This is a genomic window from Dyadobacter tibetensis Y620-1 (assembly GCF_000566685.1).
Taxonomy (GTDB): Bacteria; Bacteroidota; Bacteroidia; order Cytophagales; family Spirosomataceae; genus Dyadobacter; species Dyadobacter tibetensis.
In genome coordinates this window covers 1,128,454-1,155,115 of the sequence record NZ_AZQN01000003.1, presented here as the reverse complement: position 1 = coordinate 1,155,115, position 26,662 = coordinate 1,128,454, and the positions used below count along the sequence as shown (strand labels likewise).

Below are 26,662 nucleotides of genomic sequence, written 5' to 3'. Positions count from 1 at the left end.
CGTCCAGTACCAAGCTCCAACAGCTCTTCCTGTACGCATAGCCATCATGTACTTACACAAACCCAGTCTGCCTGGGATTGTTAAGCTATGGAATAGATATGTGGTAAAATCAATACGAAACCTATCCCTATCCGTGAGGGGCAGGTCATTGAGCATAAAGGCAAGTCTCCTGGCTGATGCCGTTTTCACCGCCCTTCTCGCAACATACTAGAAGCAATGGGACTCGAGGGTGAAAATTTATCCAATATTCTGGATAGCAATTACAGTAGCACGTCTGCCCGTGAATTTCACACGGTTCCTTTTTAATTCCTTCCTTTCTTGAAAGTGTTAAAGGTGAAAACCATTATGCCGATTGACGGGTGTTCCAAAGAACGAGGCAAAGGTAAAACACATCATTTAAGGAACCATCAAGGCGTTTGGAATTAAGTGAAGCGCCTCTAAATTCGATAAAGCTTCCGATATTTTATCTTTTTTGAAATATAAATCGTGCGACAAGAGTTAAATTGAACTAGTGGACTGAGCCAATCGCAAATTCCTGGATCGTTTGGGCTATGTATAAAAAGGCTTCTATAGACAGTACTTTTATACAGCTGCTAAGATTTAGTTTAAAAATTCTTCATTTTCCCGGGTCCAACCCTAACTTTACGGAATTGTATAAAATTGTCTATTTTACCCATTATTCATTCATAAAAATCAAATGGAATATCGTATAGAAAAAGATACCATGGGAGAGGTGCAGGTTCCTGCCAACGTGTACTGGGGGGCCCAAACCCAACGATCCATCCAGAATTTCCCGATCGCTGCGGATATCAACAAAATGCCCAAGGAGATTATTAAGGCTTTTGCTTACTTAAAAAAGGCTGCTGCCATCACCAATATGGAAGCAGGAGTACTAGCTCCAGAGAAAAGTGAGCTGATAGGTAAAGTATGCGATGAAATATTGACGGATCAACTTAATGATCAATTTCCCCTGGTCGTTTGGCAAACTGGTTCGGGAACCCAGTCCAACATGAATTGTAATGAGGTTATTGCCTACCGGGGCCATGTGTTGCAGGGAGGCTCACTGAGTGACAGTACAAAGTTTCTGCATCCTAACGATGATGTAAACAAATCGCAATCGTCGAATGATACCTTCCCGACCGCTATGCATATTGCGGCTTATAAGATATTAATAGATACAACCATTCCGGGGATTACCAAATTAAGAGATACGCTCAAAGCCAAGGCTGAGTCATTCCGGAATGTGGTAAAAATAGGCCGTACCCATTTTATGGATGCTACTCCCCTAACGCTGGGCCAGGAATTCTCTGGTTATGTATCTCAGTTAGACCATGGCCTCAAAACAGTCTATAATAGTTTGTCTCACCTTTCAGAACTGGCATTAGGAGGAACAGCTGTAGGAACGGGTATCAATACCCCAGAGGGCTATTCAGAAAATGTAGCGCATCATATTGCATCACTTACAGGCTTGCCCTTTGTTACTGCGGAGAATAAATTTGAAGCCCTCGCTGCACACGATGCTATCGTGGAAGCGCATGGTGCTTTGAAAACCGTAGCCGTTAGCCTGATGAAAATAGGGAACGATATTCGGATGCTGTCCTCCGGGCCACGCTCGGGCATTGGAGAGATCTACATCCCCGACAATGAACCAGGAAGCTCTATTATGCCCGGCAAGGTGAATCCAACTCAATGTGAAGCCATGACCATGGTTGCGGCTCAGGTAATGGGTAATGATGTAGCAATCACCGTAGGCGGTTCCAATGGCCATTTTGAGTTAAACGTATTCAAGCCCATGATGGCCTATAATTTTCTGCATTCGGCACGACTGATAGGAGATGTATGCGTGGCCTTTAACGATAAATGTGCGGTAGGAATAGAACCCTTACACGACAATATCAAGAAACATGTTAACAACTCCCTGATGTTGGTAACAGCCCTTAATACGAAAATTGGATATTATAAAGCCGCCGAGATCGCTCAGACAGCTCATAAAAATGGTTCGACCTTAAAAGAAACAGCCGTAGCTTTAGGATACCTAACTCCCGAAGAGTTTGATGCATGGGTACGACCAGAAGATATGGTAGGGAAAAACGATTTCTAATATTTAATCGTCAAAACGGCCTCTGCGAGAACATCGCAGGGGCCGTTTATTTTTTTATACATAAAAATAATGGAAACCAGATTCTACTGAATGGATATCGAATCTACACTACTGTCCCAGCACCAACAATCTAAGCCTGTGGCCATAGCAGTAGCCCAATATGCCGTTGGGGATGAAGCGCATTTTGCAGAACTAATGAGTTGTTTTTTGTCTCCTGATTATCGACTCTGCCAGCGTGCCGCCTATAGCCTTGGATTTGCCTGTCAATTCGCTCCTACGCTGATCATCCCCTACCTTTCTCAAATGATAAAACAACTGGAACGCAGTGACAATCCTCCCTCTGCCATCGTCCGCAATACAGTAAAGATCTTCGCTGAAATAGATATCCCAGATCATCTCCACGGTTCGCTGATGACGCACTGTTTTCAATACATCTGCTCCGGTGAGGCACCTAAAGCCGTGAAAGCCTATTCCTTAACGATACTTCATAAACTCTCCAAGCTATATCCTGATATTCGCTCCGAACTCGAACTTACTATACGAGAGCGTATGGATTTTGAATCGGCCGCCTTTCGCTCTCGTGGCAAACGTATTCTTCAGTGGCTGGTCAAAAATAGAAATCCCTAACTGATTTTTATTTCGACAGGGAAAATGGAAAGGCACCAGGATCACTTGCCCAGGTCTTATTAGGCTTGTTTCCCATTTCGAGCTCCAATGTCCCCCCTCTCGTCATCTCTTCATGAGTCAGAAAACTGCGATTGAATTTTTTACCATTGAGCTTAGCAGATTGAATGTACAGGGCTTTGTCAGAAACAGCTTTCGCTTTTATCGTAAAATGTTTTCCATTTTCAAGCCTGATTTCTGTCTGCTCCAGTACCGGGCTACCCAGGACATATTCTCCCGTTCCCGGGGCTACAGGATAAAGTCCTGCCATACTGAATACCAGCCAAGCCGACATCTGCCCTCCATCTTCATTGCCACTGAGCCCTCCGGCACTTGTATCATACTCTTCCCGAATAATCTTGCGTATCCATTGCTGCGATTTCCACGACTGCCCGGCAAATGCATATAAATAGGCTATCTGATGATTAGGCTCATTGCCATGCCAGTAATGCCCCTGCTCAAAAAGGGTATCCAGCTTGCTTACAAAAGCCTGACGCCCCCCCATGATTTTTTGGAGCCCTGCCATATCTTGGGGAACATACCAAGTGTACTGAGCCGGTGAGCCTTCGGTGATAAAACTCACACGTTTAGCGAAGGGGTCGAACTTCGAAACCCAGCTGCCATTGGCATAACGTCCTCGGGCATACCCCGTTGAAGGATCAATAACATTTTGATAATTCATAGCTCTTTTCCGTAGAGCCGCAGCATCCTCCGCATGGCCCAATCCCTGAGCAAGCACTGATAAGCAATAGTCGTCGTAAGCATACTCCAGGGTACGCGACACCTGCTCGCGTTTATGAAAAGCTTGCCAGACGCTATCCTCAAGAGGCACATAACCGTATTGCAGATAGGATGCCAAGGCTCTTCGCCCCATCCCAGCTTCGTAACTTTTCGGATCTGTATTGATTTGAAATGCATTTTTGCGTAAATATTTATACGCACTGGATAAGTCGAAGTTTCGGATATTTTTAATATAAGCATCGGCCATAACCGACATGACATGGTCACCCACCATGGCAGCGGTATAATGATTCCAGCAAGGAAATATGGGCATCCAGGTTCCTTGTTCAGCCTTTTTTACCAATGACTGCATCATATCTCCGGCCATCTTGGGCTCCAGAAGAGTCTGAAGAGGGAGAGAGGCCCTGTAGGTATCCCACATGCTAAAATCGCAATAATAATCGAAGCCCTTCGCCGTTTCAGTAGGAGTTCCCCCGGCAAAAGCCGGATAGGAGCCATCTACATCCGAAAACAGTCTTGGTGATAGCTTTGTACGGTATAATGCACTATAAAATAACACTTTATCAGATTCGGTTCCCTTTATAGACATTTTACCTAACGACTGATCCCATGCAGCCTGAGCTGCCTTACGCACCTGATCAAAAGTCTTTTGTCCTAACTCCTGATCCATATTACGGCGTGCGGCGTCAAGGCTTGTAAAGGAAGTTCCGACCCGTACAGTTACAGTCTTTTTTCCCTCTCCAAAACCCAGATAGGCTCCCATACTTTCCCGGCGTCCCTTCCCTTGGGCCATTTTCCGGATAGGTGCGATGGCATCGTCGATCCAAGTGCCAAACTGGGTAATGGGCTGATCGAATTTTAGTACAAAATAACCGCTAAATCCTGCATGCTGCCCGGAACCTTGATAGATTCTATGTACGGGGTTATATCCTACTACCTCTCCTCTATCAGGAAAAATCTCCACAAATCCTTCCCCCTCATCACTATTTGGTTCGATTAGGATAAACGATTCATCGTCCTTTCCAAATTCGAAGGTCATAATGCCTGCCCTGGCAGTAGCTGTTACGGAGGCCTGAATCTGATACCTTTCCAGAAATACACTGTAGAAATCTGGAGCTGCTACCTCCCTGGCATGATCGTATTTTGACGCCCTTTTTTGAGGCTCGGTGATGAGCTCACCAGAAAGTGGCATTACGGTAAGCGTACCATAATCCTGTACGCAGGATCCGTTAAGCCAGTGCGTTCCCCTAAATCCCTGAAATATTTCATCATTATAATAATAGGGTACAATACATTTCGTTTCGGTCGCCCTACTTTGTGGAGTCCATTGCGTCATCCCGTTGGGCACACCCACGGCAGGCATGGTCTGCCCTTTTAGTTCACTGCCGGCCTCACTATGCGATTTGGCACTTTCTGTTTGAGAAGGGGCAGTTCCTATTAAGGTATTGACATATTGATATGGAGTCTTTTGAGCATTAAGCTCCAATTGAAAAAAAAATGAGACCAAAAATATTAAAATAGGTCGCAAGCGAATAATGAGCATATATTTTTTTGAATAATGATCTGGAAAAAACGTTTTAGTAATCAATTATCTGGAACCTAAGGTCCGAAAATAAAAAAAGTGTCAAAACTTACACAAAATAATCCTAAGTTAGAGGTTCATGAATAGTAAGACGAGCATTTTTTCGATATCCCCTTTATGAAAATCAATATAATCGATACCGGTTTCTTCAAATTAGACGGAGGAGCCATGTTTGGAGTAGTCCCCAAGGTTTTATGGAATAAACATAATCCTGCCGATGAGAAGAATCTATGTAGCTGGGCCATGCGGTGTTTACTTATTGAAGAAGGAGACAGGCTTGTTTTGATCGATACTGGGATGGGCGATAAGCAAGACAGCAAGTTCTTCGGATTTTATGATCTACACGGAGATGCTACCCTCCTTTCATCGATTCGGAAAGCAGGTTATGCGGCAGAAGACATCACTGATGTAGTGCTGACGCATCTCCACTTTGACCATGTAGGGGGGGCTATCAGCAAGTCAAAAAATGGAGAAAGGCTAGCACCGACCTTCTCCAATGCCACCTATTGGTCCAACGAGTCGCATTGGAACTGGGCTATCCATCCAAATCCCAGAGAGAAGGCCTCATTTTTAAAAGAGAATATACTCCCCATCCAGGAGTCCGGTCAACTTAAATTTATCGGCCCACAGCAGAGTCCTTTCCAGTTCATGGATTTTATCAATGTTAACGGACATACAGAACAGATGATGTTACCGGTTATACATTATAAAAATAAAAAGATTATCTATGCAGCCGATCTCATTCCCTCATCCTATCATATGGCCCTGCCCTGGGTGATGAGTTATGATGTCAGGCCGTTGATCACGATGAAGGAAAAGGAAGATCTTTTAACACTTGCCTTAAAAGAAAGTGCGATTTTACTTTTTGAACATGATCCCGTATATGAAGCCGCTACCGTGGAGCAAACAGAAAAAGGGATTAGAATCAAAGAGCGTGGTAACCTGAGTATTTTTCTATCATGACCAAAGTAGGCTTGGTATTATCGGGCGGGGGAGCCAGGGGTATAGCCCATATAGGGGTAATCAAAGCCTTATATGAGTCGGGTATAAAACCAGATCTGATCAGTGGCACCAGTGCGGGAGCCTTCGTGGGCGCATTTATGGCCGCTGGTTACTCACCAGACGATCTCCTTGAAATTCTCATTAAAACCCGCTTACTACGCTATCTTTCCCCTGCCTGGAATCTGAAAGGCCTATTTAAAATAGAGGGGGCCGAGAAATTAATGCTTCAATATTTACCTGAAAATAGATTTGAAAGTCTAAAAACCCCATTGATAGTAAGTGCTACCGACCTGTTTGCGGCTGAAGCAGTAGAATATTCAACTGGAAATCTTATTTCCCCGGTTCTGGGATCGTGCTGTCTTCCAGGGATTTTCGCTCCCCTGGAGTTTGAAGGCAGGCACTTGATGGATGGAGCCATATTCGACAATTTACCAGTGGGCCCTATTGCTCCGTCAGTCGATTGGCTCATTGGGGTTAATAGCAACCCGGTGGCCAAAGATCAGACTCCCAGGCATCTGCCACAGATCGTATACCGAAGTTTTCGATTGGCCATGCGGGGCAAAAACATGCCGAGCATGAACCGTTGCGATTTACTCCTAGAGCCCCCAGGCCTTGCCAAGACCCCACCCTTCGACTTTCGCCACCCGCAGGAATTATATAAGATAGGCTATGAGTATGCCCGTGGAGTCTTAAAAGAAAAAGTACTACCTCTATAAGGAGTAACCTTAAATATTAGCTTTCCGGAGTCTTTCTATGACCCACTGTCCGACTTTAGTGCCTTGGTCTACACCAACATCTATAGCATCCATATAATGAATTCCACCATAAAAACGTGAAATAGCGGCCTCCTGAGATGCTTGTCGGAAGGAGGTAAAATCTCTGGCAGGAAGTCCGAAACGCTCCTCGACCGTGTCGGTATAGGCAAAGTTATCGCCAAAAAAATGAGTAAGAATCACCGCTTCTGCCGCCGAAACGACCGAATGGCCACTCAGATACTCCGGAAATGGAGGAGTCTGCAAGAAAGGCGTCCAGGTAGGATCGATATATTTACGGATAGCTGTTTCCGGACGAATGCGATCGCTACGATATTTCTCGTCCCAACAGGCTACGAAAGCATCCATCATGCCCACTGATACCGTCATGGTAATCTGCATGGCCCGGAAAAAATCGACATTGGCTTGCTGACAAGCGATGTCAGTAATCCCTATCCAATGCGCTCCAGGGGATATTTTTTTCATCCCCACCATTAAATGCCCATTATTAGCTAAAGCAAAAGGGTTGCAATCCCAAAAGGCAGCGATCAACTTCTTCTCTTCGTTCAGCTTATCCTGGTAATTCACTAACATCATTTTATAAAAATCCGACTTTTTATCTTCCGAAAAAGCTACAGGAGGGATGGGCTTAAACTGAGCCGCCGAATCCAATACAAAGGTTCGAATGGTATTAAAGTACGGCTCCACGGGAGGGAAATAACCAGGAGGTGTAGGATACCAGCTCCCTTTCGCTCCCTTAGGGGCATATCGCGGGTAGTTACTGATCTGGTTGTACCGGTCGTCTTTGGCGTAGGCTAATATTTGCTTACTGATCGAAGCAGCATAGTCTACTGACCCATCGAGAATAGCCTGACTAAACCCTTCCGTTTTTAAGGAATCGAGTAAGGAATTCTGAAAGTCTAATAGCTTAGCCCCTGATGGTTGCATCTTGGCTGCGGTTTGTAACATGGCCAAGGCAGCTGAAAGGGACACCGAATAGTTAGCCTCGGGATGTGGCGGAACAATCTGGGGGAAATCGTTGAGCAATCCGTACATCGAGTGATAGGCGGTATCGTTGAGGGCCACCACTTCATAGCCCGCCAGAGCGGCATAGGCAAAAAAACGCCCTGCCAAAGGCGGATTAGTGACATCTTGAATCATCAGATCTGTCATCGCCCTTGTAACCTTTCCAATATCGCTAGCTGCTAATGTTTTGGAGTCAGTTTCCGATTGCTGACATCCATACAAAACCATCAACAACAGCAAGCTTATATATTTTTTGATGTTCATTCCTTTTCCATTTTATAGGCCATAAGAGCCTTCTGATTTCTGCCAATTAGCAAGAGGTTATCCCATTTGAGTACACTTCTGACATCGCCCCTGATCTGAAATCCAGATTTGGATTGGGGAACATAACGGTATCCCCCTTTTCCATCACCAGCTAACAATACTCCATAATTGGCATCATACTTGCCAAAACGTAGACGGGCCCTTTCAGAATTACCACAAAGCAGCAAATCTAGATGACCATCCTGATTGTAATCCAGACTCGTAAGGGTATAAACCGGAGAAGTCTGGGCTTGAATTGGCAGGTCCTGGATGGCAAACTTACCCTTTTCACGACCCAGGAACAGAGTGGTCTGAAGTCGGTTAGCTTCCAATGTCTTAGCTCCTTCTAATTCGTCCTCTGTAAATATATCGGAGATTCCTGCTTCGGCATACCCCTTATAGTCTTGAAAGCGCGTACGCATTATACTGAGCTGGTCTAGCAACTCGTCTCTGGTTACATATGGATAGGATTTATCCTGAATGTAAAAGCTTAAGATGGGATCTACAGAGCCGTTATCATCAAAATCTTTATATAACATACTGACAGGCTGCTCATTACTGGCCTTACATTGCGTGTTAAGCCCCATATTTCCAACCAGCAGATCGGCCTTTCCGTCTGCATTCACATCTTGGACCAAGAGTTTATTCCACCATCCCTTATAAGGAATATCAAAATATTCCTTTGTTTTATTCACGAGCTTCCCATTGTCAATGGACATTACTGTTACTGGCATCCATTCTCCTACCAGCACCAACTCTGCCGTATTGTCGCCATTAAGATCGGCCACTGCTGCGTCTGTAACCATACCGATACGCTCCAGCCCTGGGGCTAAACTTCTTGTCCGATCCGAAAACTTTCCATTTCCATCATTAATCAAGATAAAGCTCCTAGGAGATTCCGGATACCGGCCCGGCACTACTCGCCCACCCAAAAACAGATCTGATTTGCCGTCCAGGTTGACGTCCAATACCCGAACACAGCTGATACTGGTGCGCATGACAGGAAGACCATCAACTTTTTTAGTTAGATTTCCCTTGCCATCATTCAGATACAATCGACTTTGCAAAAGAGGATCCTCTGGTAAGAAGTTTCCATAACCTCCACTGGTGACCAATAGATCATTATGTCCATCTCCATTGGCATCGAAAAATACCGCATCCGTATCCTGACTTTTCTGGTCGGCCAAAAAAGCTGGTACTGACTTGGCTGCCAATCCCCCCTTAATACCCATAAAAAGCTGGGCGGCTGTTCCTGCAGCTCCACCGACGAAAAGGTCATCGATACCGTCCCCATTCAGATCTCCTTTAACCATACATGGCCCGGAGAATGAAATGGGGTTCACCATCAAAGGCTGACGTTTAAAGTCATTCCCAACTGGGGTAGCATCCTTGTATTGGATAGGGGCTTTCACCTCAGAAAAATAGCTAGGAGAAGCTAATTTTGGTAGGACGGAGTTCAAAGCGTCCTTTTCCATCAATTCGATTCTCTGATTGATTTTGGGTGACTTCACAATTTGTCGCTTTCCAGAAAGCCAGGTCACCACCACAGAATCTATCGTTGTGAATGTACCTAAGCCAAAATGTAATATAGGTGAAACGCTAGACTGGTATCCCCGGGTAGGCATTTGTTCCAGGTATTGCTGTTTATTTCCCTGAAACAGCTGGACCTTAGCACCTAAACCTGCCGTATTTTTCCCAGCCCCTATTAGTTTAACGCTTAAATAATTTGCCGTACCACTCCGATCTGAATCATTTCGAAACACAAAGGCCGGAGCATTGATATTATTCACCACCAAATCCAGATCACCATCATTATCTAAATCGGCATAGGCAGCCCCTCCACTGGTAGAAGCCTGTCCCATGCCCCATTGACCTACTACATTCTTAAATGTAAGGTCACCCTGATTTCGATACAGATAGTTGTTTATATTGGAGGAGGGCATTTGGTACACTAGCTTCAAAACATCTTCCCTGTTAACCTTACCGGCCTTTTGATTCAGATTATCCCCCATGTATTTTAAGAAATCCATATTGGTGTAATCGCGGAGATAGCCATTGGTAACGAATAGGTCTTTATAGCCATCGTTGTCATAATCGGCAAAAAGAGGAGCCCATGACCAATCGGTATTAGAGATCCCAGAAAGTTGACCTATTTCCGAAAATACAGGCAGACCTTTTTTGTCCCAGCCCTGATTCAGCTGCAGCATGTTTCGCATGGTCTGATGGCGAAAACCAATATTGACGTTGAAGTCATAGAGCTCATAATTATCCAGGCCTGACAAAAGTTTTTGGCGACGGTTATCTTCCGGAAGCATATCAAGCGTAAAGATATCGGCGAGGCCGTCATTATTTATATCGGCAATATCATTGCCCATCGATGAATGGGAGGTATGACCAATTGCTCTATCTGTCTGATCGGTAAAGGTTCCGTTTCCGTTATTGATGTATAGAAAATCGGGAACTGCATAATCGTTGGATATATACATATCCTGCCATCCATCCTGATTGATGTCTGCAATTCCAATTCCGAGGCCATAGGTAAGCGCTGAGCTGCTAATACCTGCCTTCTGAGTAATATCCAGGAATTGCGGTAGGCCATTAACCATATCCTGACGATAGAGACGGACTCCGGCAGAGGTGTCTTCATTCTTTAATAATTCTTCCGTACTTGCTTCATCAAGAATAGGCAAAGCCTTAGGATTATGGTTTAGGACCACCAAATCGAGGTCGCCATCCCGATCATAATCGAAAAATGCTGCCTGGGTTGTCGTGTTGGGTCGATCCAAACCATAAGCAGCCGCCTTGTCAATAAAGGTAGGTATGCCGTCAGGTGTATTACCTTGATTGATAAAAAGTTGATTTTTAAGACTTTCCTGAGAAACAGTACCCGAATAGCACACGAATATGTCGAGCTTGCCATCTCCGTTAACATCTGCCATGGTCACACCAGTTTTCCAAGGTTTGTCCCGACCGCTGGCACCAGATTGAGCTGTGATGTCTTCGAAGCGTAACTGCCCTTTATTGAGATATAATTTATTAGCAACCATATTGGCTGTGAAATAAATATCTTCCAGCCCGTCCCCATTTAGATCGCCAATTGCTACACCTCCGCCATTATAAAAATATTCGTACATCAATACATTTGTATTGACCCCTTCGGTAAGGGTATTGGCAAAATTGATGTTCGTTTCCTGAGCGCTTAGTAGATGAAAAATGGCAGGGCCATCCCCATGAGAGGTTTTATCATCTTCTGAAGGCCCTCCGCAGCCATATAGGAAGGCGAAACAACAAAGAAGGCAAATTTTGAAGTAAAGTGTTTTCATAGAGAATCCAAAAAAAGAAAAGGAACTATGCTTTCGGTTGAAAGCATAGTTCCTACAAACTTAATCAATAAGCTAATATCAATTATTGATCGTAGCCTGGGTTTTGTTTTAAGCTTGCATTGCGATTAATTTCATCCCGGCTAAAGGGGCGGAAATACATTTTATCGACCCACGTACGATTCTCATGAGCCTTTTCGGTTACCGGAACATAACTGTAGTCATAAACGGTCTTATCATAATGGTAAGGCTCTTTCATGGATTTCCCGGATTTGAATTTACCTGTAACAGATATATAGGTAAGGCTGCGTCCCAGGGTTGATGGAGCGATCATCCAGCGTCGTGCATCGTGGTAGCGCTGCTCCTCGTAAGCCATTTCAATACGCTTTTCCTGGCGATAGGCCTCACGAAGCGCCTGTCCCGTAGCTTTGATGGCAGGCATACCCGCTCTAAAGCGGATTTTATTCAGCCACGCCAAAGCCTCGGCATCTTGTCCTAACTCGATATAGGCCTCAATAGCATTGAATACTACCTCAGTATAGCGAATAAAGGGCCAAGGGATATCCTGACGATCCTTGTTCTCAACGATATCTGGATTAGGATCAATAAATTTGCGTTGATAATATCCAGTACGACTACCATTCCAATCTTCAATTGAGCTCTGACGTGTATCCAAACCTTTGCGGTTAATCAACTTTCCATCTCCATCCAGCAGATCATAGGCCCCGGTCTGAATCTGATTCGCAGGATCCACATTACCTGATATCTTATCCCTAGGCTTCCAATCGGCAGCATCGTACAAGATAGAAGCATAAAAACGTGGGTCACGGTTCACATAAGGGGCTGCTGCGTGTACCGGATTAGTCCAACTAAACTTGGTTCCGTCCATCATTTCGTAATCGTCCACCAAAAGTCCCAGCGGAGTATTACCTGCCCAGTTGTGATAACCGTTCGGTCCGTTATCGAGACCATGTCGGCGACCATTATCGCTGGTCAGGTTCGGAGAGAAGTATTTACCGAAAATTATTTCACTAGCTGCCGAAGCATCTACATCCTTATCTTTGCTACCTCCACCCATGGAAATAGAAATATAGTTTTTCTTCCCCTCGGCCGCAGACACAGGTGCTGTCAAGTTAAGCATATAACCCCCATTTCCAGCGGTAAGTGCCGCTTTAGAAGCATCCAATGCAGCCTGCCAGCGTGCCTTACGATCCCCTGAAAGATAGCCTAAAAACTCAGGATTTCCATAGCCTGAAATCAAAGCAGATTTTGTTTTTGCCGTAGGGATATCATGTAAATCACTGGCCGCATAAAGCAATACACGGGACTTGAGGGCTAGAGCAGCAACCTTGTTCGTTCTGCCTTTTGGAAGGGTTTTTCCCTCCAGAAGTGTAGCCGCCTCATCCAGATCCTTTATAATGAACTTAATACATTCATCATAGGTATTACGCGTTACCGAATAATCTTCGTTCAACTCGTATACTTTCGAGATCAGTGGAACAGCACCGTAATAGCGCACCAATTGCTGGTAATAGTATGCTCGGAGAAAAAGAGCTTCTCCCATCAGACGATCTTTCAAACCTTGATCGGTAAATGTTGCCTTAGGTAGGTTGTTAATGGCAATGTTAGTAGCACGGATATACTGATACATCTGGCTCCAGCCATAGGTGGCATCTACCCATCCTAAGTTGGAAGGGCTCAAGCTACCTTCATTTACCGTGTTGATGTTACGACCGGTATGGGTAAAAACGGCTTCGTCGGAAAGAGAAGCAAGCATTTGCTCACTAAATCCACCTTGTTGAAGTCCGGCGTAGATTCCGGTTACAAAGCCCTCAGACAACGCTCCATCACCCCAAACTTCCGAGCTCGGAATTTCTGTCGGCGGTGTTACGTCCAGAAAATCGGTACTACAGGCAGTAATTCCAATACTAGACACCACCACGACGGCCAGCATTTTACTTATTTTTTTATAATTCAATTTCATATGCTAATTCTTTAAAATGCGACACGTATACCTGCATTGATCACCCTGGATTGTGGGTAAAATACTCCGTTATTAGAGGTGGACTCTGGATCCCAAACCTTGATTTTATCAAAGGTTAGCAAGTTCAGCCCGTTCACATAAATACGGAAGTTGCTCATACCCATTTTGCTTCCTATATCCGTTGGCAGGTTGTAACCAAGCTCTATATTTTTCAAACGTAGATAATCGTTCTTCTTCAACCAGTAGTTGTTAATACCAGCCTGATTCATATTGGTATAGTAGGCGTTGCTTCGGTTTGTAAGACGTGGATCTACACTGCTTGGGTTGTCGATGGTCCAACGGTTGTCATAGGCATACTTCAGATAGTTACCGATGTCTCCCGACTCTGTCAAGCCAATGATCTGCAGACCACCCGCCGCTCCTTGGAACAATAACGACAAATCGAAGTTTTTATACGACATATAGGCAGTAATACCATAGGTGAACCATGGGCGTTGTACCTTTTCGGTACGGATGCGGTCATCGGCAGTGATTTTACCGTCTGGTACATTATTACCATTGGCATCCTTAGGACCACCTACATCCTTAAACTTCATGTCTCCAGGACGTAAGGTTTGTGTTATCCCACTATAGTCCAAGGTATTAGCATCGATTTCGGCCTGGTCTTTGAAAACACCGTCATATTGATATACCAGGAATGAATTGTAGGGCATACCCGTTGTTCTCTGGTAGCTTGGAGCACCAGGAGTTTCGTCCCAGAATTTGATTTCATTTTTGGCATATCCCCCATTCACCCCGACCGAATAGGTAAAGTCCTCAATGTTAGAGTCGTAGCTCAACTTAAACTCCCATCCTTTGTTCTGAAGTTTACCCAGGTTTTGAGGAGGTAACTTACCATCTATTCCAGCCGATGAAGGAGTAGATCCTGTTTTAGGGATCAAAATATTTGAACGATTATTGATGAAATAGTCGAATTCAAAGGCCATCTTATCATTCAAAAAGGTCCCTTCGATACCAAAGTTGGTATTATTAGCTACTTCCCAAGTAAAGCTGTTATTGGCCACTCGCGACTCCAAGAGTGTTTTAGCAACCTGATCGTTGATCACGTATGATCCAAAGCCCATAGTGGACAGATACTGATACTCTGCCAAAGTTTCTGTTCCCAGGAAATAAGGCTCAGCACCCATTTGCCCCCAGGAGCCTCTAAGCTTCACATTCTTGACAACATTGATGTTGTTCTTCCAGAAATCTTCTTCCGAAACTCTCCACCCAGCAGAAACACCGGGGAAGAAGCCGAAACGGCCTTCTTTAGGGAATACATATGAACCATCGACTCTCCATAAAAATTCAGCAAGATACTTTTCTTTAAAGTTATAGCCTGCACGACCAAAATAACTCAACCGAGCTCGATTATATAATGGATTGGTTCCTCCATTGGCATTTCCTAGGTTTTGCTCGGCAGTACCGCCAGCAAACAACTGATCTACCACCGGAGAGATAAAGTATCTTCTATAGGCAAAAAAGCCATCGGCATCGACTTTCTCACGCTGAATACCTCCCATAACATTGAAATTATGATTGCCCAATGTTTTTTCATAAGAAACCTGTCCAGTTAGCTGTATGGATAGTTCCTGAGAAAAAGTTTCAGTTAGCCGGGGATCACTAAAAGTAGACCGAACCGAACCAGTTAATATAGGAGTTACCTTATCAGCCTCATAACTTTTCTTATCCCAGTAATATAGTGTCCAAGGAGTCTCCCAGTTTTTCTGCTTACGAATCTGTTTATCAACGGCTGCCATCGCGTTCACCTTCAATCCTGGTACACCTGGGATTAATATCTCCAGTCCACCATTGGTTTGGATATAATCCCGCTTGTCGTTATTATACCCAGTAGTGTTAGTAGTTGTTAAAACCGGGTTCTGACCGTTCTCAATATCGGGTCCGGGCAGTCCATTGGGCCACTGAGCGATCTCATTGGGCTTACCCCGCATCAGCATACGGAAAATACTCCCTGCAGAGTTTCCGCCGCTGGGGAAATGACGGAATTCCTCCCGTAAAACAACACCCATATTGGCCTTTACATACTTGTTAATTTTAGTATCCAAGTTTAAGCGCATGTCATACTGGTTATAGCCAGTTGCACTATTATTATAAATACCGTCCTGCTTGATATAACCCAGGGAAGCCAAAAACTGGGTATTTTCTCCACCCCCTGTAACCTGAACATTATGGCGCTGCTGAGGGGCCCATTTGCGTAGAACTGTGTCATACCAATCCGTATTAGGGTGGGTAAGCGGGCTGCTCCCATCCTGGTATTTCTGCAGATCTTCCTGCTTATAATTGGCTACGAGCTGCGCATCCTTATCAGTACGCTGGTAAACCCCTGAACCCTGAAAGGCATCATATGCAGCTTTCCATTGATCCACCGGAAGGTTATCATAAATCTGCAATTCGTTACGGATGATCGAATACTCATAAGCATTCGCCATTTTAGGTGTTCTGGTGGGTTGTGAAAGTCCCATATTGATATCGTATGATATCTGTGGCTTACCCGCTTTACCTCGTTTAGTGGTAATCAGGATAACCCCGTTACCAGCCCGTGAACCATAAATCGCTGCAGCCGCATCTTTTAAGACCGATACACTTTCAATATCTGCTGGATTGATGCGATCCAAACCACCAGAACGGTTAGGAACACCATCTACAACAATTAAGGCGTCGCTGTTCCCTAGGGAGTTGGTACCACGTATACGAATTGCGGAGCCATCATAGCCAGGTTCACCACTGGCCTGTACTGCCGAGATGCCAGGTAAACGACCACCCAAAGAATTGGAAAGGTTAGTAGCAGGAGCTTTTGCCAGGTCAGCGCCTTTCACTGCCGTGACCGAACCAGTCAAAGTAGCTTTCTTGGCAGTGCCATAACCTACAACCACCACCTCTTCCAGTGCTTTGGTATCGTCTAATAGGGTAATATTGATATTACTTCTATTTCCTACGGTAACCTCCTGCGTCATGTATCCAATAAAGGAAAAAACCAACATGTTGCTTCCATCCGGCATGCTAACGGTGTACTTCCCGTCCATGTCGGTCACCGTACCAGAGGTTGTTCCTTGCACAACCACACTGACACCGGGCAGTGCCAGACCTTTGTTGTCCTTCACTGTTCCTGTTACGCTCTTCTGGGCCATCGCACCAAAAGCCGTCGTCAGGGCTAGTAAAAGAGAAAAAACGAACCGGGAGCGCTCTCGGCCCGACCATCGAGTAGTAATTCTCATAGAGTGTTTGTTAAATAATGATAAGAAATAGGTAAAATATTGGCATAATGCTACCGAGCAAAAAATTCAAAATGAAGCAGAAAAACAATCATGTCACATTGCCGGGAATACAGGAGAGCTCTATCATACTTTTTGATATTTAAGTAGGTTAATTATACCAATGATTGAAAAGATTTAAGGAGGCATATATATGATGTGTGAATCATACACATACCCCTTCCCAATTCCACAAAGTTATTAAAATTGTAATATTTAAGTCGTAAGAATATTGAATAATTTTAAAATATTATAGGTTTTAACCAAACTCATCCCTTCGCCAGCCCATTCTTGTGAATGCTCCGAATTGAGTTTAAGCACTATTAGATAGGAGACAATCTCCTTGAAATCTGCCCGTTAGGTACATGCCGAAATTGCTTTATTCCGGGAAAATAATATTTAATTTTACATAGGTAACATAGAACAATACCCTGCCAAAATGAGCCGGAATCTCTCGATAAAAATGTGTATATTTGCTAATCACTTAGATCGACGAATGACAATATAGTATCATGAAATTAACCCTACTCGGCCTTTCATTGGCTTTTATATTTATTTGGAGTTGTGCTCCAGAAACCGCTCCAGAAGAGTACAATGCAAAAGCTTCAGACCCGGCATACCTCCACCAAACGGTGACACACCTTACTGACGTTATTATTCACGATATATTTAAGCCTCCAGTAGCGAGTCGCATTTATGGATATGCCTCCTTGGCTGCTTATGAAGCCCTTGTACCCGGATATGACGGATTTCAGTCGTTAGGAGGACAGCTCATCGATTATAGTACCCCAGCCCCACCCGATCCCAATGAAATATATTGTTTTCCCCTAGCCAGTATCCAGGCGTTAATGTCCGTAGGTAAAACTTTAACCTTCTCTGAAGATATGTGGGAAGACTACCAAAAGGATATACTCGAGAAATACAAGCAAATGGGAATACCTTCCGATGTATATAAACGTTCGATAGAATATGGCGATCAGATAGCTGCACATGTATTGGCTTATGCCAATAAGGACAATTACAAGGAAATACGAGGGTACCGCTATACGGTTACCAACGAGCCTGGAACTTGGGTACCCACGCCCCCCGCCTATGCGGATGCTTGCGAACCGAAATGGAATACCGTTCGGACATTCACCTTGGACTCTGCACAGCAGTTTACCTGTCCACCCCCGGCCAAATATGACTTGAATAAGAATAGTAAATTCATGGAGCTATGTATGGAAGTTTACGAAATCAGCAATAACCTTACCGAAGAACAACGGGCCACCGCCTACTTCTGGGACGATAATGCTTTCGTGACCAATGTGGTAGGCCATGCTATGTTTGCTAATAAAAAAATGACCCCTCCCGGTCATTGGCTTGCCATTGCGAGAACGGTGGCTACTGACAAAAATTTAGATCTAATTCACGCTGCTGAGGTATACGCCTTGGGGTCCCTGGCCCTTTACGATGGATTTGTGTCCTGCTGGGATGAAAAGTACCGCAGTGTTCGTATCCGCCCTGAAACGGTTATTAATAATGGCTGGGATCCGGCATGGAGACCCTATTTGGAAACACCAGCTTTCCCTGAATATGTGAGTGGACACAGTGCCATTTCTGCAGCCTGCGGCGTGGTGTTGACCCAATTATTGGGTGATAATGTTGCCTTTACCGATACGACCGAAAAGAAATATGGCCATGGTGTAAAATCTTTCAAATCCTTTGAAGAAGCCTATTGGGACGCCTCTATGAGCAGAGTATATGGCGGGATCCACTTCCGCGATGGCGTGGAGGAAGGAACACGGTTAGGAGAGAAAATTGGGCATCACGTTCTAAAGACCGCTATTACTAGGAAATAGCTGGGGAGTACGGAGGTGATTTATATGGCAGATTAGACTTCCGTACTACCTCCAGAGAACTGTTCCAAAACAATGTAATTACTATGAACCCTAAGAGGTAATCAATATACAACACCCTAAGCAGTCGCCGACTTCACGTGGTCGCTGTTATAGTGCAGCCCAATATTTTCTCTGCGTGCCATGGCCATTTTTATCACTAAATAGGCCACATTAATCATATTACGCAATTCACAAATGGGTACAGAGACCTTGGACTCCTTATAAAGCTCTTCATGCTCTTTATGGAGCAATTCTAACCGGTCATAGGCACGTTTCATACGACGGTCGGTTCGGACAATACCCACATAATTGGACATAATGCTATTTAATTCCCTTGTCATTTCCGTAACGAGTACTTGCTCCTCAGGGTGGGTAGTGCCGGAGTCGTCCCATTCGGGTATTCCGGGAGGAATAATGGCCTTGTCAAAATTCGAGACGGCACTCTCATATGCCCGATGACCGAAGACTACAGCCTCGAGAAGAGAATTGGAGGCCAAACGATTGGCACCATGCAAACCCGTGCAGGCGCATTCGCCCACAGCATACAAGAAATTGATATTAGTTCTGCCAAATTCGTCGACCCGTATGCCCCCGCACATATAATGCTGAGCCGGCACCACGGGAATCATATCCTTTCGGACATCGATTCCCAGATCGAGACAGTACTGAGTAATATTAGGAAAATGCTCCAAGAATTTTTCATAATCGCAATGGCGAACATCCAGATAGACATGATCGACACCATTTATCTTCATTTCGGAATCAATTGCTCTGGCCACGATGTCTCGGGGTGCCAGCGACAGGCGGTCATCGTAATGTTCCATAAAAGTACTTCCATCCTCATGCTTGAGTATGCCTCCAAATCCCCGTACTGCCTCCGAGATCAGGAAAGAGGGCTTTTTACCCTGTTGATATAGACTAGTCGGATGGAACTGGATAAACTCCATATTGTCGCAGATACCTTTGGATCGATACGCCATAGCGATTCCATCCCCGGTTGCGATGGTAGGATTGGTCGTACTCTGATAAATATTGCCAATGCCCCCCGTAGCCAACATGGTAGTTTTTGCGAGGAATTTTTCGACCTGCCCTGTTTTTCTGTTCAGGACATAGGCACCAAAACATCTGATATCATCGTGATACCGATAGATAGTAGCCCCCAGCTGGTGCTGAGTGATGAGCTCTACCGCATAGTAATGAGTAAAAATTTCGATATTTTTGTGGCGCTCGACCTCTTCCAATAATGCCCGCTCTATCTCAGCGCCTGTTATATCCTTAAAATGCAGGATGCGGTGATCGGAGTGCCCCCCTTCTTTGGCCAGGTCATAGGCCCCGTCATGCTCCCTATCGAACCGGGTACCATATTCTATCAGCTCCATAATTCGTTCAGGAGCTTCTTTGACAACAATCTCTACGACTTCTTTTTTATTGATCCCGTCGCCGGCATCCATCGTATCATTAATATGTTTTTCAAAACTGTCGGATTCGTCCCATACCACGGCTATGCCACCTTGAGCATATTTTGTATTGGTTTCGTCGGCCTGGACCTTGGTAATAACAGCAATGGAAATGTCCTGCTCCGCCTGCTCAAAATGACGGGCTAGTTTGGCAGCGTAGCTAAGTCCGGCAATGCCGGACCCAATTACAAGGAAATCGAACTGAGGCATGAAAAAGTATTGATGTCAAAAATCTTATATATCGGAAACAGGCACCTAGATTCCTTTGCTTAGCTCGAGCATTCGCTCCAGGGAGCCATAGGCCTTGAGACGAATATCCTCTGGAACCTGAATTTCGGGTTGTTCAAAACGCAGTGCATTATACACTTTCTCCAAAGTATTCATTTTCATATAGGGACATTCAGAGCAGGCGCAAGTATTATTGTCCGATCCCGGGGCAGGAATAAGTTTCTTGCCTGGAACTGATTCTTTCATTTTATGTAGGATTCCAGCCTCAGTGGCTACAATAAACTTTTGATGCTCCGACTCCTTGACAAATTTCAGGAGTCCGGTGGTGGAACTTACAAAATCGGCTTGCAGCAAAATATCTTCCTTACACTCCGGGTGTGCAATTAAGACTGCATCCGGATTTTCCTCCCTTAATTTGGCCAGCTTTTCACGGGAAATATCGATATGTACAATACAGGCTCCATCCCATAGCACCATCTCACGACCCGTTTTTTGTGCAACATATCTACCCAAATTGGCATCTGGAGCAAAAATGATTTTCTGGTCCTTGGGTAAGCTGTTGACAATCTGTAGAGCATTAGATGAGGTGCAAACAATATCTGTCAGAGCCTTTATTTCGGCCGAACAGTTGATATAGCTGATTACCAGATGGTCGGGGTAGCGCGCTTTAAATTCGGCAAATTTATCGGCAGGGGCCGAGTCGGCCAGAGAACATCCTGCATTGAGATCTGGGATCACAACTTTTTTGTTGGGGCTTAAAATTTTTGCTGTTTCACCCATAAAATGCACCCCACAAAACAAAATCATATCGGCTTCTGTGGCGGCTGCTTGCTGAGAAAGCCCCAGGCTATCCCCTATATAATCCGCCAGATCCTGAATGGCTCCATCGACATAGTAATGCGCCAATATGACTGCATTTTTTTCTTTTTTCAGTCTGTTAATCTCCGCTATCAGATCGATATCCTCCCCAATTTTTTCTGTCACAAAGCCATAGCGGCTTACCTGTTCTTCGATGGTTGTCATTCTTAAAGGAATAAATGGCTTTAATTAAGATTTCAAAATCCGATTCTAATTACGATAATAACCCGGTTAAAAACAAAAACCTTGGTATTCGCCCCTAAATTCTGATCTATTTAATACAAAAATACATATAAATCGAGAACGTATAGAGCTGCCCGATCTAAGAAACCATAAAAAATGGCTGGCAAATTCCTTCTTAAGAAAGGAAGCGCCAGCCAGCGTTAATCTATTTTCTGGCCTATCAGGCCGTTTGTAACTTTATTATAAAATCCAACGGAAAAAAGCATATAGCGTTCCCGAAAGAAACATGGTAACGGGTAGGGTAAGAATCCATGCAATGGCAATATTACGGATGGTGCCGGCCTGAAGGTTTTTAACTCCCTTACTCGCAACCATCGAACCGGCTATACCAGAAGACAAAACATGGGTGGTGCTTACAGGTAGACCCAGGTAAGAAGAGACACCAATGGTACTGGCCGCAACAAGCTCTGCCGATGCACCCTGCGCATAAGTCAAGTGCTGCTTCCCTATTTTCTCCCCGATTGTAACTACGATACGTTTCCAACCTACCATGGTACCAAGGCCCAGAGAAAGCGATATCATCAAGATAACCCATCCCGGAGCATAATCGGTATAGCGGCGTATCCCACTTTCACTGACAGCCTGCTTCTTCAAAAACGCCTTATCGGCCACACTCAGATTTACATCACCATCTTCTAATAAGGTTTTAGATCCGCGGCTGATCAGTAAAAGTGCGCGGCGTGCTTCCATACGATCTCCTTCAGCCATTTTATGATCCACCATCGGTTTGGCAATCAGGTTTTCCAGATTGATAAACTCGGCATTCATGGTGTTGACCGTCTGACGATTCGTTGCAGAAATTAGGGTCGTATCGATACGTCCCACCACGGCTTCAATTTCGCGAAGCTCGGTCTTCATAGTTGCTGGGTCCTTGCTGTTGTCAAGGGCAAACTGAGCCGGCACAATACCGATCAGGATCAACATTACGAGTCCTACACCTTTTTGACCATCGTTGGAGCCATGGAAAAAACTTACCAAGGTGCAGGTGGCTATCAATATTCCCCGGATCCAGAAAGGAGGGGGTTGATTTTTCTTAGGCTCACTGAATACCACATCTCTCAGCGCCTTGGAAAGAAGCCGTCGCAAAAGAAACATAAGGATAATAGCTAAGGCGAAACCAAAAATTGGAGAAGTGAGCAGCGATATAAATAATTCTTTGGCCTTAGACCAGTTGACACCAACCCCACCGCCATTTTCGGGCATAAAAGTAAAGGCCAAGCCTACTCCTAAAATCGAACCAATTAAGGTGTGAGAGCTTGAACTAGGTAAGCCGAAATACCAGGTCCCGAGATTCCAGATAATGGCACTGAACAGCAGGGCAAATATCATGGCCACACTATGGTAAACATTCTGGTCGATAAGCAGTTCTACAGGAAGCAGATTAACGATCCCCATAGCCACCGCAATCCCCCCGAAGAAAACGCCTAAAAAGTTCATAAATCCCGACCATACAACGGCAACATTGGGCTTCAGGGAATTGGTGTAAATGACGGTGGCAACTGCATTGGCCGTATCATGAAATCCATTTACAAACTCGAAGGCACATGCGGCTAATATGCTAAAAGCAAGGAGAAGAAAGATGTCGGTTTCAAGACCAAACATAGAAATCTGTGATAAAGTGGTAAAAGTGATTAACGTGCATTACAAAATTGTATTATTTCTATGTGACGAACATCCTTTTCCGGGATGAGGCTACGGAGAATTAATATATAAGCTAGGGTCAAAATTACGGACAGTTTACGGCACCAATGTTAAGAAATTGTTAACTATACGGGTAGAAATCATTAAAATCTAGGCCACTAGGAAGCCAATTCCTTGTTAGCAAGCTGGCCGCAAGCGGCATCTATATCCTTCCCCCTACTCCGCCGTACATGGACTGATACGCCTCTATTCTCAAGGAAAGCGGCAAATTTATCCAGCTTATCTGCTTCTGTATTTTTAAAATCAGCCTCTGAAATAGGATTGTATTCGATGATATTCACTCGGGCTGGTACACGTTTGGTAAATTCCCACAGCTCTTGAGCGTCCTGCAGTGTGTCATTGAAATTATTAAAAACGATATATTCAAAAGTAATCCTATTGCCCGTTTTTTTATAAAAATGATTAAGGGCTACGGCCAGATTATCCAAGGAATTTGACTCATTGATGGGCATAATCTGATTTCTTTTTTCATCATTGGCGGCATGGAGTGACAGGGCAAGACGAAAGCGCACCTCATCATCACCCAGCTTAGTTATCATTTTTGCTATTCCCGCTGTCGATACGGTAATACGTTTGGGCGACATATTGAGCCCTTCCGGGGAAGTTATTAACTCTATAGACTTGAGCACATTGGCATAATTGAGCAAGGGCTCACCCATGCCCATATAAACGATATTGGTCAGCGGATGGGAGAAGCTACCTTCGGCCTGGCGGGCAATGGCCACTACCTGGTCGTATATCTCTGAGGCATCCAAGTTACGTTTGCGCTCCATATATCCTGTGGCGCAGAACTTACAGGTTAAGGAACAACCTACCTGACTACTCACACAGGCCGTCATACGGTCGCTTGCTGGAATAAGCACACCTTCTACCAGGTGGCTGTCGAATAACCGGAAAGCGGACTTAATGGTACCATCATTACTTTGCTGACATTTGGCAGTAGTAATCCCGTTGATTACAAAGTGTTCTTTGAGCAATGCTCTGGTAGCGAGAGAAAGGTTCGTCATTTCGTCGAAAGCGAGGGCCGATTTTTTCCAGAGCCATTCATAGACCTGTTTCGCCCTGAAAGCCTTTTCTCCATGCTCTGTCATCCAGCTTTTTAGTTGGTCGGGACCAAGCTTTCTGATATCCATTTTCTCCTTGTCGCTGCTCATCCTATTTTCTTTCCTTTTCCTATTGTATTTTGAAGGGACAAAGGTACTGAAATTCACCGTAAATAATGCTATTCTACCCGGGCATCGAGATCCCTGGCCGGGGTATTGTTTTCCTTTTCGTCCAGATATTCCGACTTCCATTCCTTAATCAACTCTGTACCCCTGGGCATCCATTCCATGGCTTTATCGATCAATTTGGGGGCTACCGGAACCACCAAAGGATAGAGGTAGGTTTCAGAGGTGCGATGTTCCGGGATGTCGATACCGATAAGATTGACCAGCCAAAAGAAAACACTAAGCCCAAAAACCCAGGTAAAAATTCCTACCAGCGCACCGGCAAAGCGATCGAACATTCCTAAAATAGAAAAGCGCAAGGACTTACGAATGGCATAACCAAATTGATTAAGAAGAAATATTGTAGGGAAAAATATAATGGAAAAACCGATATAAGGCAGTATCCGTCGGGCGAAAGTATCACCCAGGTAAGGGGAAAGCATCTCCATGCCTAAACCCAGAAATTTAAAACCCAGAACCATTGCCACCACCATTCCGGCGATGCCAATGATCTCGATTAATAATCCTTTGCGATAGCCATGCAAGGCTCCCCAAAGTAAAGGTAAAAGGATGACAACATCCACTAATTTCATGCCAGCAAACGCTTTACAGTCGCTGAAACCAGACGTCCCTCGGCAACACCCGCCAATGCCTTGGTGGCCACGCCCATTACTTTCCCCATATCTGCCGGACCGGTGGCACCAACTTGGGCAATTATTTCTTTCAGGCGCGCTTCTACCTCTTGCTCCGAAAGCTGCTTAGGCAAAAACTGCTCTATGATAGCAAGTTCCGCCTCTTCCTTTTCCAGCAGGTCCGCACGATTTTGTGTTTTATAAATTTCTGCAGATTCTCGTCTTTGTTTAGCGGCTTTGGTAAGGAGCTTAATTTCGTCGTCGGCCGACAGCTCTCCATTGCTTCCTCCTTTGGTTTCCTCCAATAGGATCAAGGACTTTATGGCCCGAAGTGCGCGAAGGGTATCTTGGTTTTTGGCACGCATGGCATCTTTGATACCTGCTTCTACCTGACTTTTTAATGACATGATCATCAATTAATGTGAATAAATCCGTAAATTTAGACTACTTGCGTACTAAATTTGTAATCTAAGTAACAAAGTTACACGAAACGATCTAAAACCCGACTCACGGTGGGATTTTAGTATTAAAATGCATCTTTACACTAACATCAAGGCCTCATGACCCGTCTTAGCGTCAACATCAACAAAATTGCTACCCTGCGCAATTCCCGCGGTGGAGATAACCCGAACGTAATCAAGGTTGCCCTGGATTGTGAACGATTTGGTGCTCAGGGCATCACGGTTCACCCCCGTCCCGATGAGCGCCATATCCGCTATCAGGACGTCTACGATCTGAAGGAAGTTTTAACAACCGAATTTAATATAGAAGGTAACCCTCAGGAAAAAAAGTTTGTGGATTTGGTATTAGCCAATCGACCCGACCAGGTCACCCTCGTTCCGGACACGCTACAGGCCGTCACCTCCAATGCCGGATGGAATACCATACGCCATCGCCCTGAACTAACCGAATTGATCAGTATATTTAAAGAAGCCAGTATTAGAGTCTCGGTATTTGTAGATGCCGATCCTCATATGGTAGAAGGGGCCAAATTATGCGGAGCTGACCGGGTGGAGCTATATACAGAGCCATATGCAGAAGGTTATTTCGAAAATCGCCAAAGGGCCATCCTCCCGTTTATAGAAGCGGCCGAAGTTGCCCGGGAAGTGGGCCTGGGCCTGAATGCTGGCCACGATCTTAGCCTTGACAATCTGAAATTTCTCTGCCAGTCGATCCCCTGGCTCGATGAAGTGTCGATAGGCCATGCATTGGTGGCCGATGCGCTTTATTTAGGTCTGGAAAATACCATTCAAATGTACCTTCGGGAAACGCAGGTATAGGCAAAAACAGGGAGCAGCTAAGTTATCCCCTTGGGGCTTACTGCTCCCTGAATACCTATTTTCCGCCAAACTTCTGGGCAATACCCATCGCTACACCCATATCACCTTCTATTTTCAGCTTACCCGACATCAGCGCCATCATGGGATTAAGATCACCATCCATGAGTTTCAGTGCATTTTTCACAGATACATCGAAGGTACAGTCCGCATCGCCATCGGCATTGCTTACTTCATGTGGCTGGGCCTTACCATTAATATACACACTGCCTTCGTCTGTCTTGAATTTAATAATGGCGTCAAGGTCGTTGCTATCTCCAAGTATCACTTTTATGCGATCGGTTAAGGTCTGTAGGCTCATATTTATATTGAAATAATTATTTTGAAATGATT

18 protein-coding genes and 1 riboswitch are annotated in these 26,662 nt (G+C 44.7%); of the genes, 6 read left to right on the top strand and 12 right to left on the bottom strand.

Translation table 11 applies throughout. The annotated features are described in order from the left end of the window. Nucleotides 1-142 precede the first annotated feature (142 nt). Nucleotides 143-360: riboswitch (cobalamin riboswitch) on the bottom strand. A 337-nt stretch (nucleotides 361-697) separates the two neighbouring features. Next, nucleotides 698-2,101 carry a class II fumarate hydratase gene (fumC, locus tag X939_RS0111615; protein WP_025763442.1) on the top strand — a complete coding sequence of 468 codons (1,404 nt, stop codon included), beginning with the start codon at nucleotides 698-700 and terminating at the stop codon, nucleotides 2,099-2,101. A 90-nt stretch (nucleotides 2,102-2,191) separates the two neighbouring features. After that, nucleotides 2,192-2,728, top strand: a complete 537-nt coding sequence (locus tag X939_RS0111610) for a HEAT-like fold family protein (protein WP_025763441.1) — start codon at nucleotides 2,192-2,194, stop codon at nucleotides 2,726-2,728. A gap of 7 nt (nucleotides 2,729-2,735) precedes the next feature. Here the strand turns inward: X939_RS0111610 and X939_RS0111605 are convergent, their stop codons facing one another. After that, nucleotides 2,736-5,048 (bottom strand): GH92 family glycosyl hydrolase, encoded by a 2,313-nt coding sequence (locus X939_RS0111605; protein ID WP_025763440.1) that lies wholly within the window; start codon nucleotides 5,046-5,048, stop codon nucleotides 2,736-2,738. A 156-nt stretch (nucleotides 5,049-5,204) separates the two neighbouring features. On the opposite strand from X939_RS0111605, the gene X939_RS0111600 reads away from it, so the two are divergent. Together X939_RS0111600 and X939_RS0111595 are read left to right on the top strand one after the other, a co-directional pair. Next, nucleotides 5,205-6,050: an MBL fold metallo-hydrolase gene (locus tag X939_RS0111600; protein WP_025763439.1), complete on the top strand. Its 846-nt coding sequence runs from the start codon at nucleotides 5,205-5,207 to the stop codon at nucleotides 6,048-6,050. Further along, nucleotides 6,047-6,805 (top strand): patatin-like phospholipase family protein, encoded by a 759-nt coding sequence (locus tag X939_RS0111595; RefSeq protein ID WP_025763438.1) that lies wholly within the window; start codon nucleotides 6,047-6,049, stop codon nucleotides 6,803-6,805. Before X939_RS0111600 ends, X939_RS0111595 begins: the two co-directional genes overlap by 4 nt. A 9-nt stretch (nucleotides 6,806-6,814) precedes the next feature. Here X939_RS0111595 and X939_RS0111590 read toward each other — a convergent pair whose 3' ends face one another. From X939_RS0111590 to X939_RS0111575, 4 genes are all read right to left on the bottom strand, one after another. Then, nucleotides 6,815-8,131, bottom strand: coding sequence for a vanadium-dependent haloperoxidase (locus X939_RS0111590; RefSeq protein WP_044198943.1), 1,317 nt, complete (start codon nucleotides 8,129-8,131; stop codon nucleotides 6,815-6,817). Next, on the bottom strand, nucleotides 8,128-11,493 hold the full coding sequence (locus X939_RS0111585) for a VCBS repeat-containing protein (protein WP_025763436.1): 3,366 nt from the start codon (nucleotides 11,491-11,493) through the stop codon (nucleotides 8,128-8,130). The genes X939_RS0111590 and X939_RS0111585 overlap by 4 nt, the downstream gene beginning before the upstream one ends. Nucleotides 11,494-11,575: 82 nt before the next feature. Next, a complete protein-coding gene (locus X939_RS0111580; RefSeq protein ID WP_025763435.1) occupies nucleotides 11,576-13,474 on the bottom strand; it encodes a RagB/SusD family nutrient uptake outer membrane protein in 1,899 nt (632 codons plus the stop codon). Between the two features lie 11 nt (nucleotides 13,475-13,485). Continuing rightward, nucleotides 13,486-16,749 (bottom strand): SusC/RagA family TonB-linked outer membrane protein, encoded by a 3,264-nt coding sequence (locus X939_RS0111575; protein ID WP_025763434.1) that lies wholly within the window; start codon nucleotides 16,747-16,749, stop codon nucleotides 13,486-13,488. Between the two features lie 548 nt (nucleotides 16,750-17,297). Here X939_RS0111575 and X939_RS22370 point away from each other — a divergent pair. Next, entirely contained in the window at nucleotides 17,298-18,626 is a 1,329-nt protein-coding gene (locus X939_RS22370; protein WP_044198942.1) for a vanadium-dependent haloperoxidase, read from the top strand. 116 nt (nucleotides 18,627-18,742) lie between these two features. On the opposite strand, the gene nadB is transcribed toward X939_RS22370, so the two are convergent. The 6 genes from nadB to X939_RS0111540 form a co-directional block, all read right to left on the bottom strand. Further along, the gene (gene nadB / locus X939_RS0111565) at nucleotides 18,743-20,332 is read right to left on the bottom strand and encodes an L-aspartate oxidase (RefSeq protein WP_025763433.1); all 1,590 of its coding nucleotides are present in this window, start codon (nucleotides 20,330-20,332) and stop codon (nucleotides 18,743-18,745) included. A gap of 45 nt (nucleotides 20,333-20,377) precedes the next feature. Next, nucleotides 20,378-21,373, bottom strand: coding sequence for a quinolinate synthase NadA (gene nadA, locus X939_RS0111560; RefSeq protein ID WP_025763432.1), 996 nt, complete (start codon nucleotides 21,371-21,373; stop codon nucleotides 20,378-20,380). Nucleotides 21,374-21,631: 258 nt separating this feature from the next. Next, on the bottom strand, nucleotides 21,632-23,053 hold the full coding sequence (locus X939_RS0111555; protein WP_025763431.1) for an inorganic phosphate transporter: 1,422 nt from the start codon (nucleotides 23,051-23,053) through the stop codon (nucleotides 21,632-21,634). Nucleotides 23,054-23,250: 197 nt separating this feature from the next. After that, complete coding sequence (gene rlmN / locus X939_RS0111550) at nucleotides 23,251-24,306, bottom strand: dual-specificity RNA methyltransferase RlmN (protein WP_025763430.1); 1,056 nt, start codon at nucleotides 24,304-24,306, stop codon at nucleotides 23,251-23,253. Between the two features lie 68 nt (nucleotides 24,307-24,374). Further along, a complete protein-coding gene (locus X939_RS0111545) occupies nucleotides 24,375-24,953 on the bottom strand; it encodes a CvpA family protein (RefSeq protein WP_025763429.1) in 579 nt (192 codons plus the stop codon). After that, complete coding sequence (locus tag X939_RS0111540) at nucleotides 24,950-25,399, bottom strand: GatB/YqeY domain-containing protein (RefSeq protein WP_025763428.1); 450 nt, start codon at nucleotides 25,397-25,399, stop codon at nucleotides 24,950-24,952. The genes X939_RS0111545 and X939_RS0111540 overlap by 4 nt, the downstream gene beginning before the upstream one ends. Before the next feature lie 153 nt (nucleotides 25,400-25,552). Between X939_RS0111540 and X939_RS0111535 the strand changes: the two genes are divergently transcribed. Beyond that, entirely contained in the window at nucleotides 25,553-26,272 is a 720-nt protein-coding gene (locus X939_RS0111535) for a pyridoxine 5'-phosphate synthase (protein WP_025763427.1), read from the top strand. A 55-nt stretch (nucleotides 26,273-26,327) separates the two neighbouring features. Here X939_RS0111535 and X939_RS0111530 read toward each other — a convergent pair whose 3' ends face one another. Further along, nucleotides 26,328-26,630, bottom strand: coding sequence for an SCP2 sterol-binding domain-containing protein (locus tag X939_RS0111530; RefSeq protein ID WP_025763426.1), 303 nt, complete (start codon nucleotides 26,628-26,630; stop codon nucleotides 26,328-26,330). Nucleotides 26,631-26,662: the final 32 nt, after the last annotated feature.

Bases quoted from the DNA above. Each gene is read 5' to 3' on its own strand.
- X939_RS0111585 (WP_025763436.1), bottom strand. From the start codon at position 11,493: ATGAAAACACTTTACTTCAAAATTTGCCTTCTTTGTTGTTTCGCCTTC.
- X939_RS0111575 (WP_025763434.1), bottom strand. From the start codon at position 16,749: ATGAGAATTACTACTCGATGGTCGGGCCGAGAGCGCTCCCGGTTCGTT.
- rlmN (WP_025763430.1), bottom strand. From the start codon at position 24,306: ATGAGCAGCGACAAGGAGAAAATGGATATCAGAAAGCTTGGTCCCGAC.
- nadA (WP_025763432.1), bottom strand. From the start codon at position 21,373: ATGACAACCATCGAAGAACAGGTAAGCCGCTATGGCTTTGTGACAGAA.
- X939_RS0111530 (WP_025763426.1), bottom strand. From the start codon at position 26,630: ATGAGCCTACAGACCTTAACCGATCGCATAAAAGTGATACTTGGAGAT.
- nadB (WP_025763433.1), bottom strand. From the start codon at position 20,332: ATGCCTCAGTTCGATTTCCTTGTAATTGGGTCCGGCATTGCCGGACTT.
- fumC (WP_025763442.1), top strand. From the start codon at position 698: ATGGAATATCGTATAGAAAAAGATACCATGGGAGAGGTGCAGGTTCCT.
- X939_RS0111610 (WP_025763441.1), top strand. From the start codon at position 2,192: ATGGATATCGAATCTACACTACTGTCCCAGCACCAACAATCTAAGCCT.
- X939_RS0111580 (WP_025763435.1), bottom strand. From the start codon at position 13,474: ATGAAATTGAATTATAAAAAAATAAGTAAAATGCTGGCCGTCGTGGTG.
- X939_RS0111555 (WP_025763431.1), bottom strand. From the start codon at position 23,053: ATGTTTGGTCTTGAAACCGACATCTTTCTTCTCCTTGCTTTTAGCATA.
- X939_RS0111545 (WP_025763429.1), bottom strand. From the start codon at position 24,953: ATGAAATTAGTGGATGTTGTCATCCTTTTACCTTTACTTTGGGGAGCC.
- X939_RS0111590 (WP_044198943.1), bottom strand. From the start codon at position 8,131: ATGAACATCAAAAAATATATAAGCTTGCTGTTGTTGATGGTTTTGTAT.
- X939_RS0111600 (WP_025763439.1), top strand. From the start codon at position 5,205: ATGAAAATCAATATAATCGATACCGGTTTCTTCAAATTAGACGGAGGA.
- X939_RS0111535 (WP_025763427.1), top strand. From the start codon at position 25,553: ATGACCCGTCTTAGCGTCAACATCAACAAAATTGCTACCCTGCGCAAT.
- X939_RS0111540 (WP_025763428.1), bottom strand. From the start codon at position 25,399: ATGTCATTAAAAAGTCAGGTAGAAGCAGGTATCAAAGATGCCATGCGT.
- X939_RS0111595 (WP_025763438.1), top strand. From the start codon at position 6,047: ATGACCAAAGTAGGCTTGGTATTATCGGGCGGGGGAGCCAGGGGTATA.
- X939_RS0111605 (WP_025763440.1), bottom strand. From the start codon at position 5,048: ATGCTCATTATTCGCTTGCGACCTATTTTAATATTTTTGGTCTCATTT.
- X939_RS22370 (WP_044198942.1), top strand. From the start codon at position 17,298: ATGAAATTAACCCTACTCGGCCTTTCATTGGCTTTTATATTTATTTGG.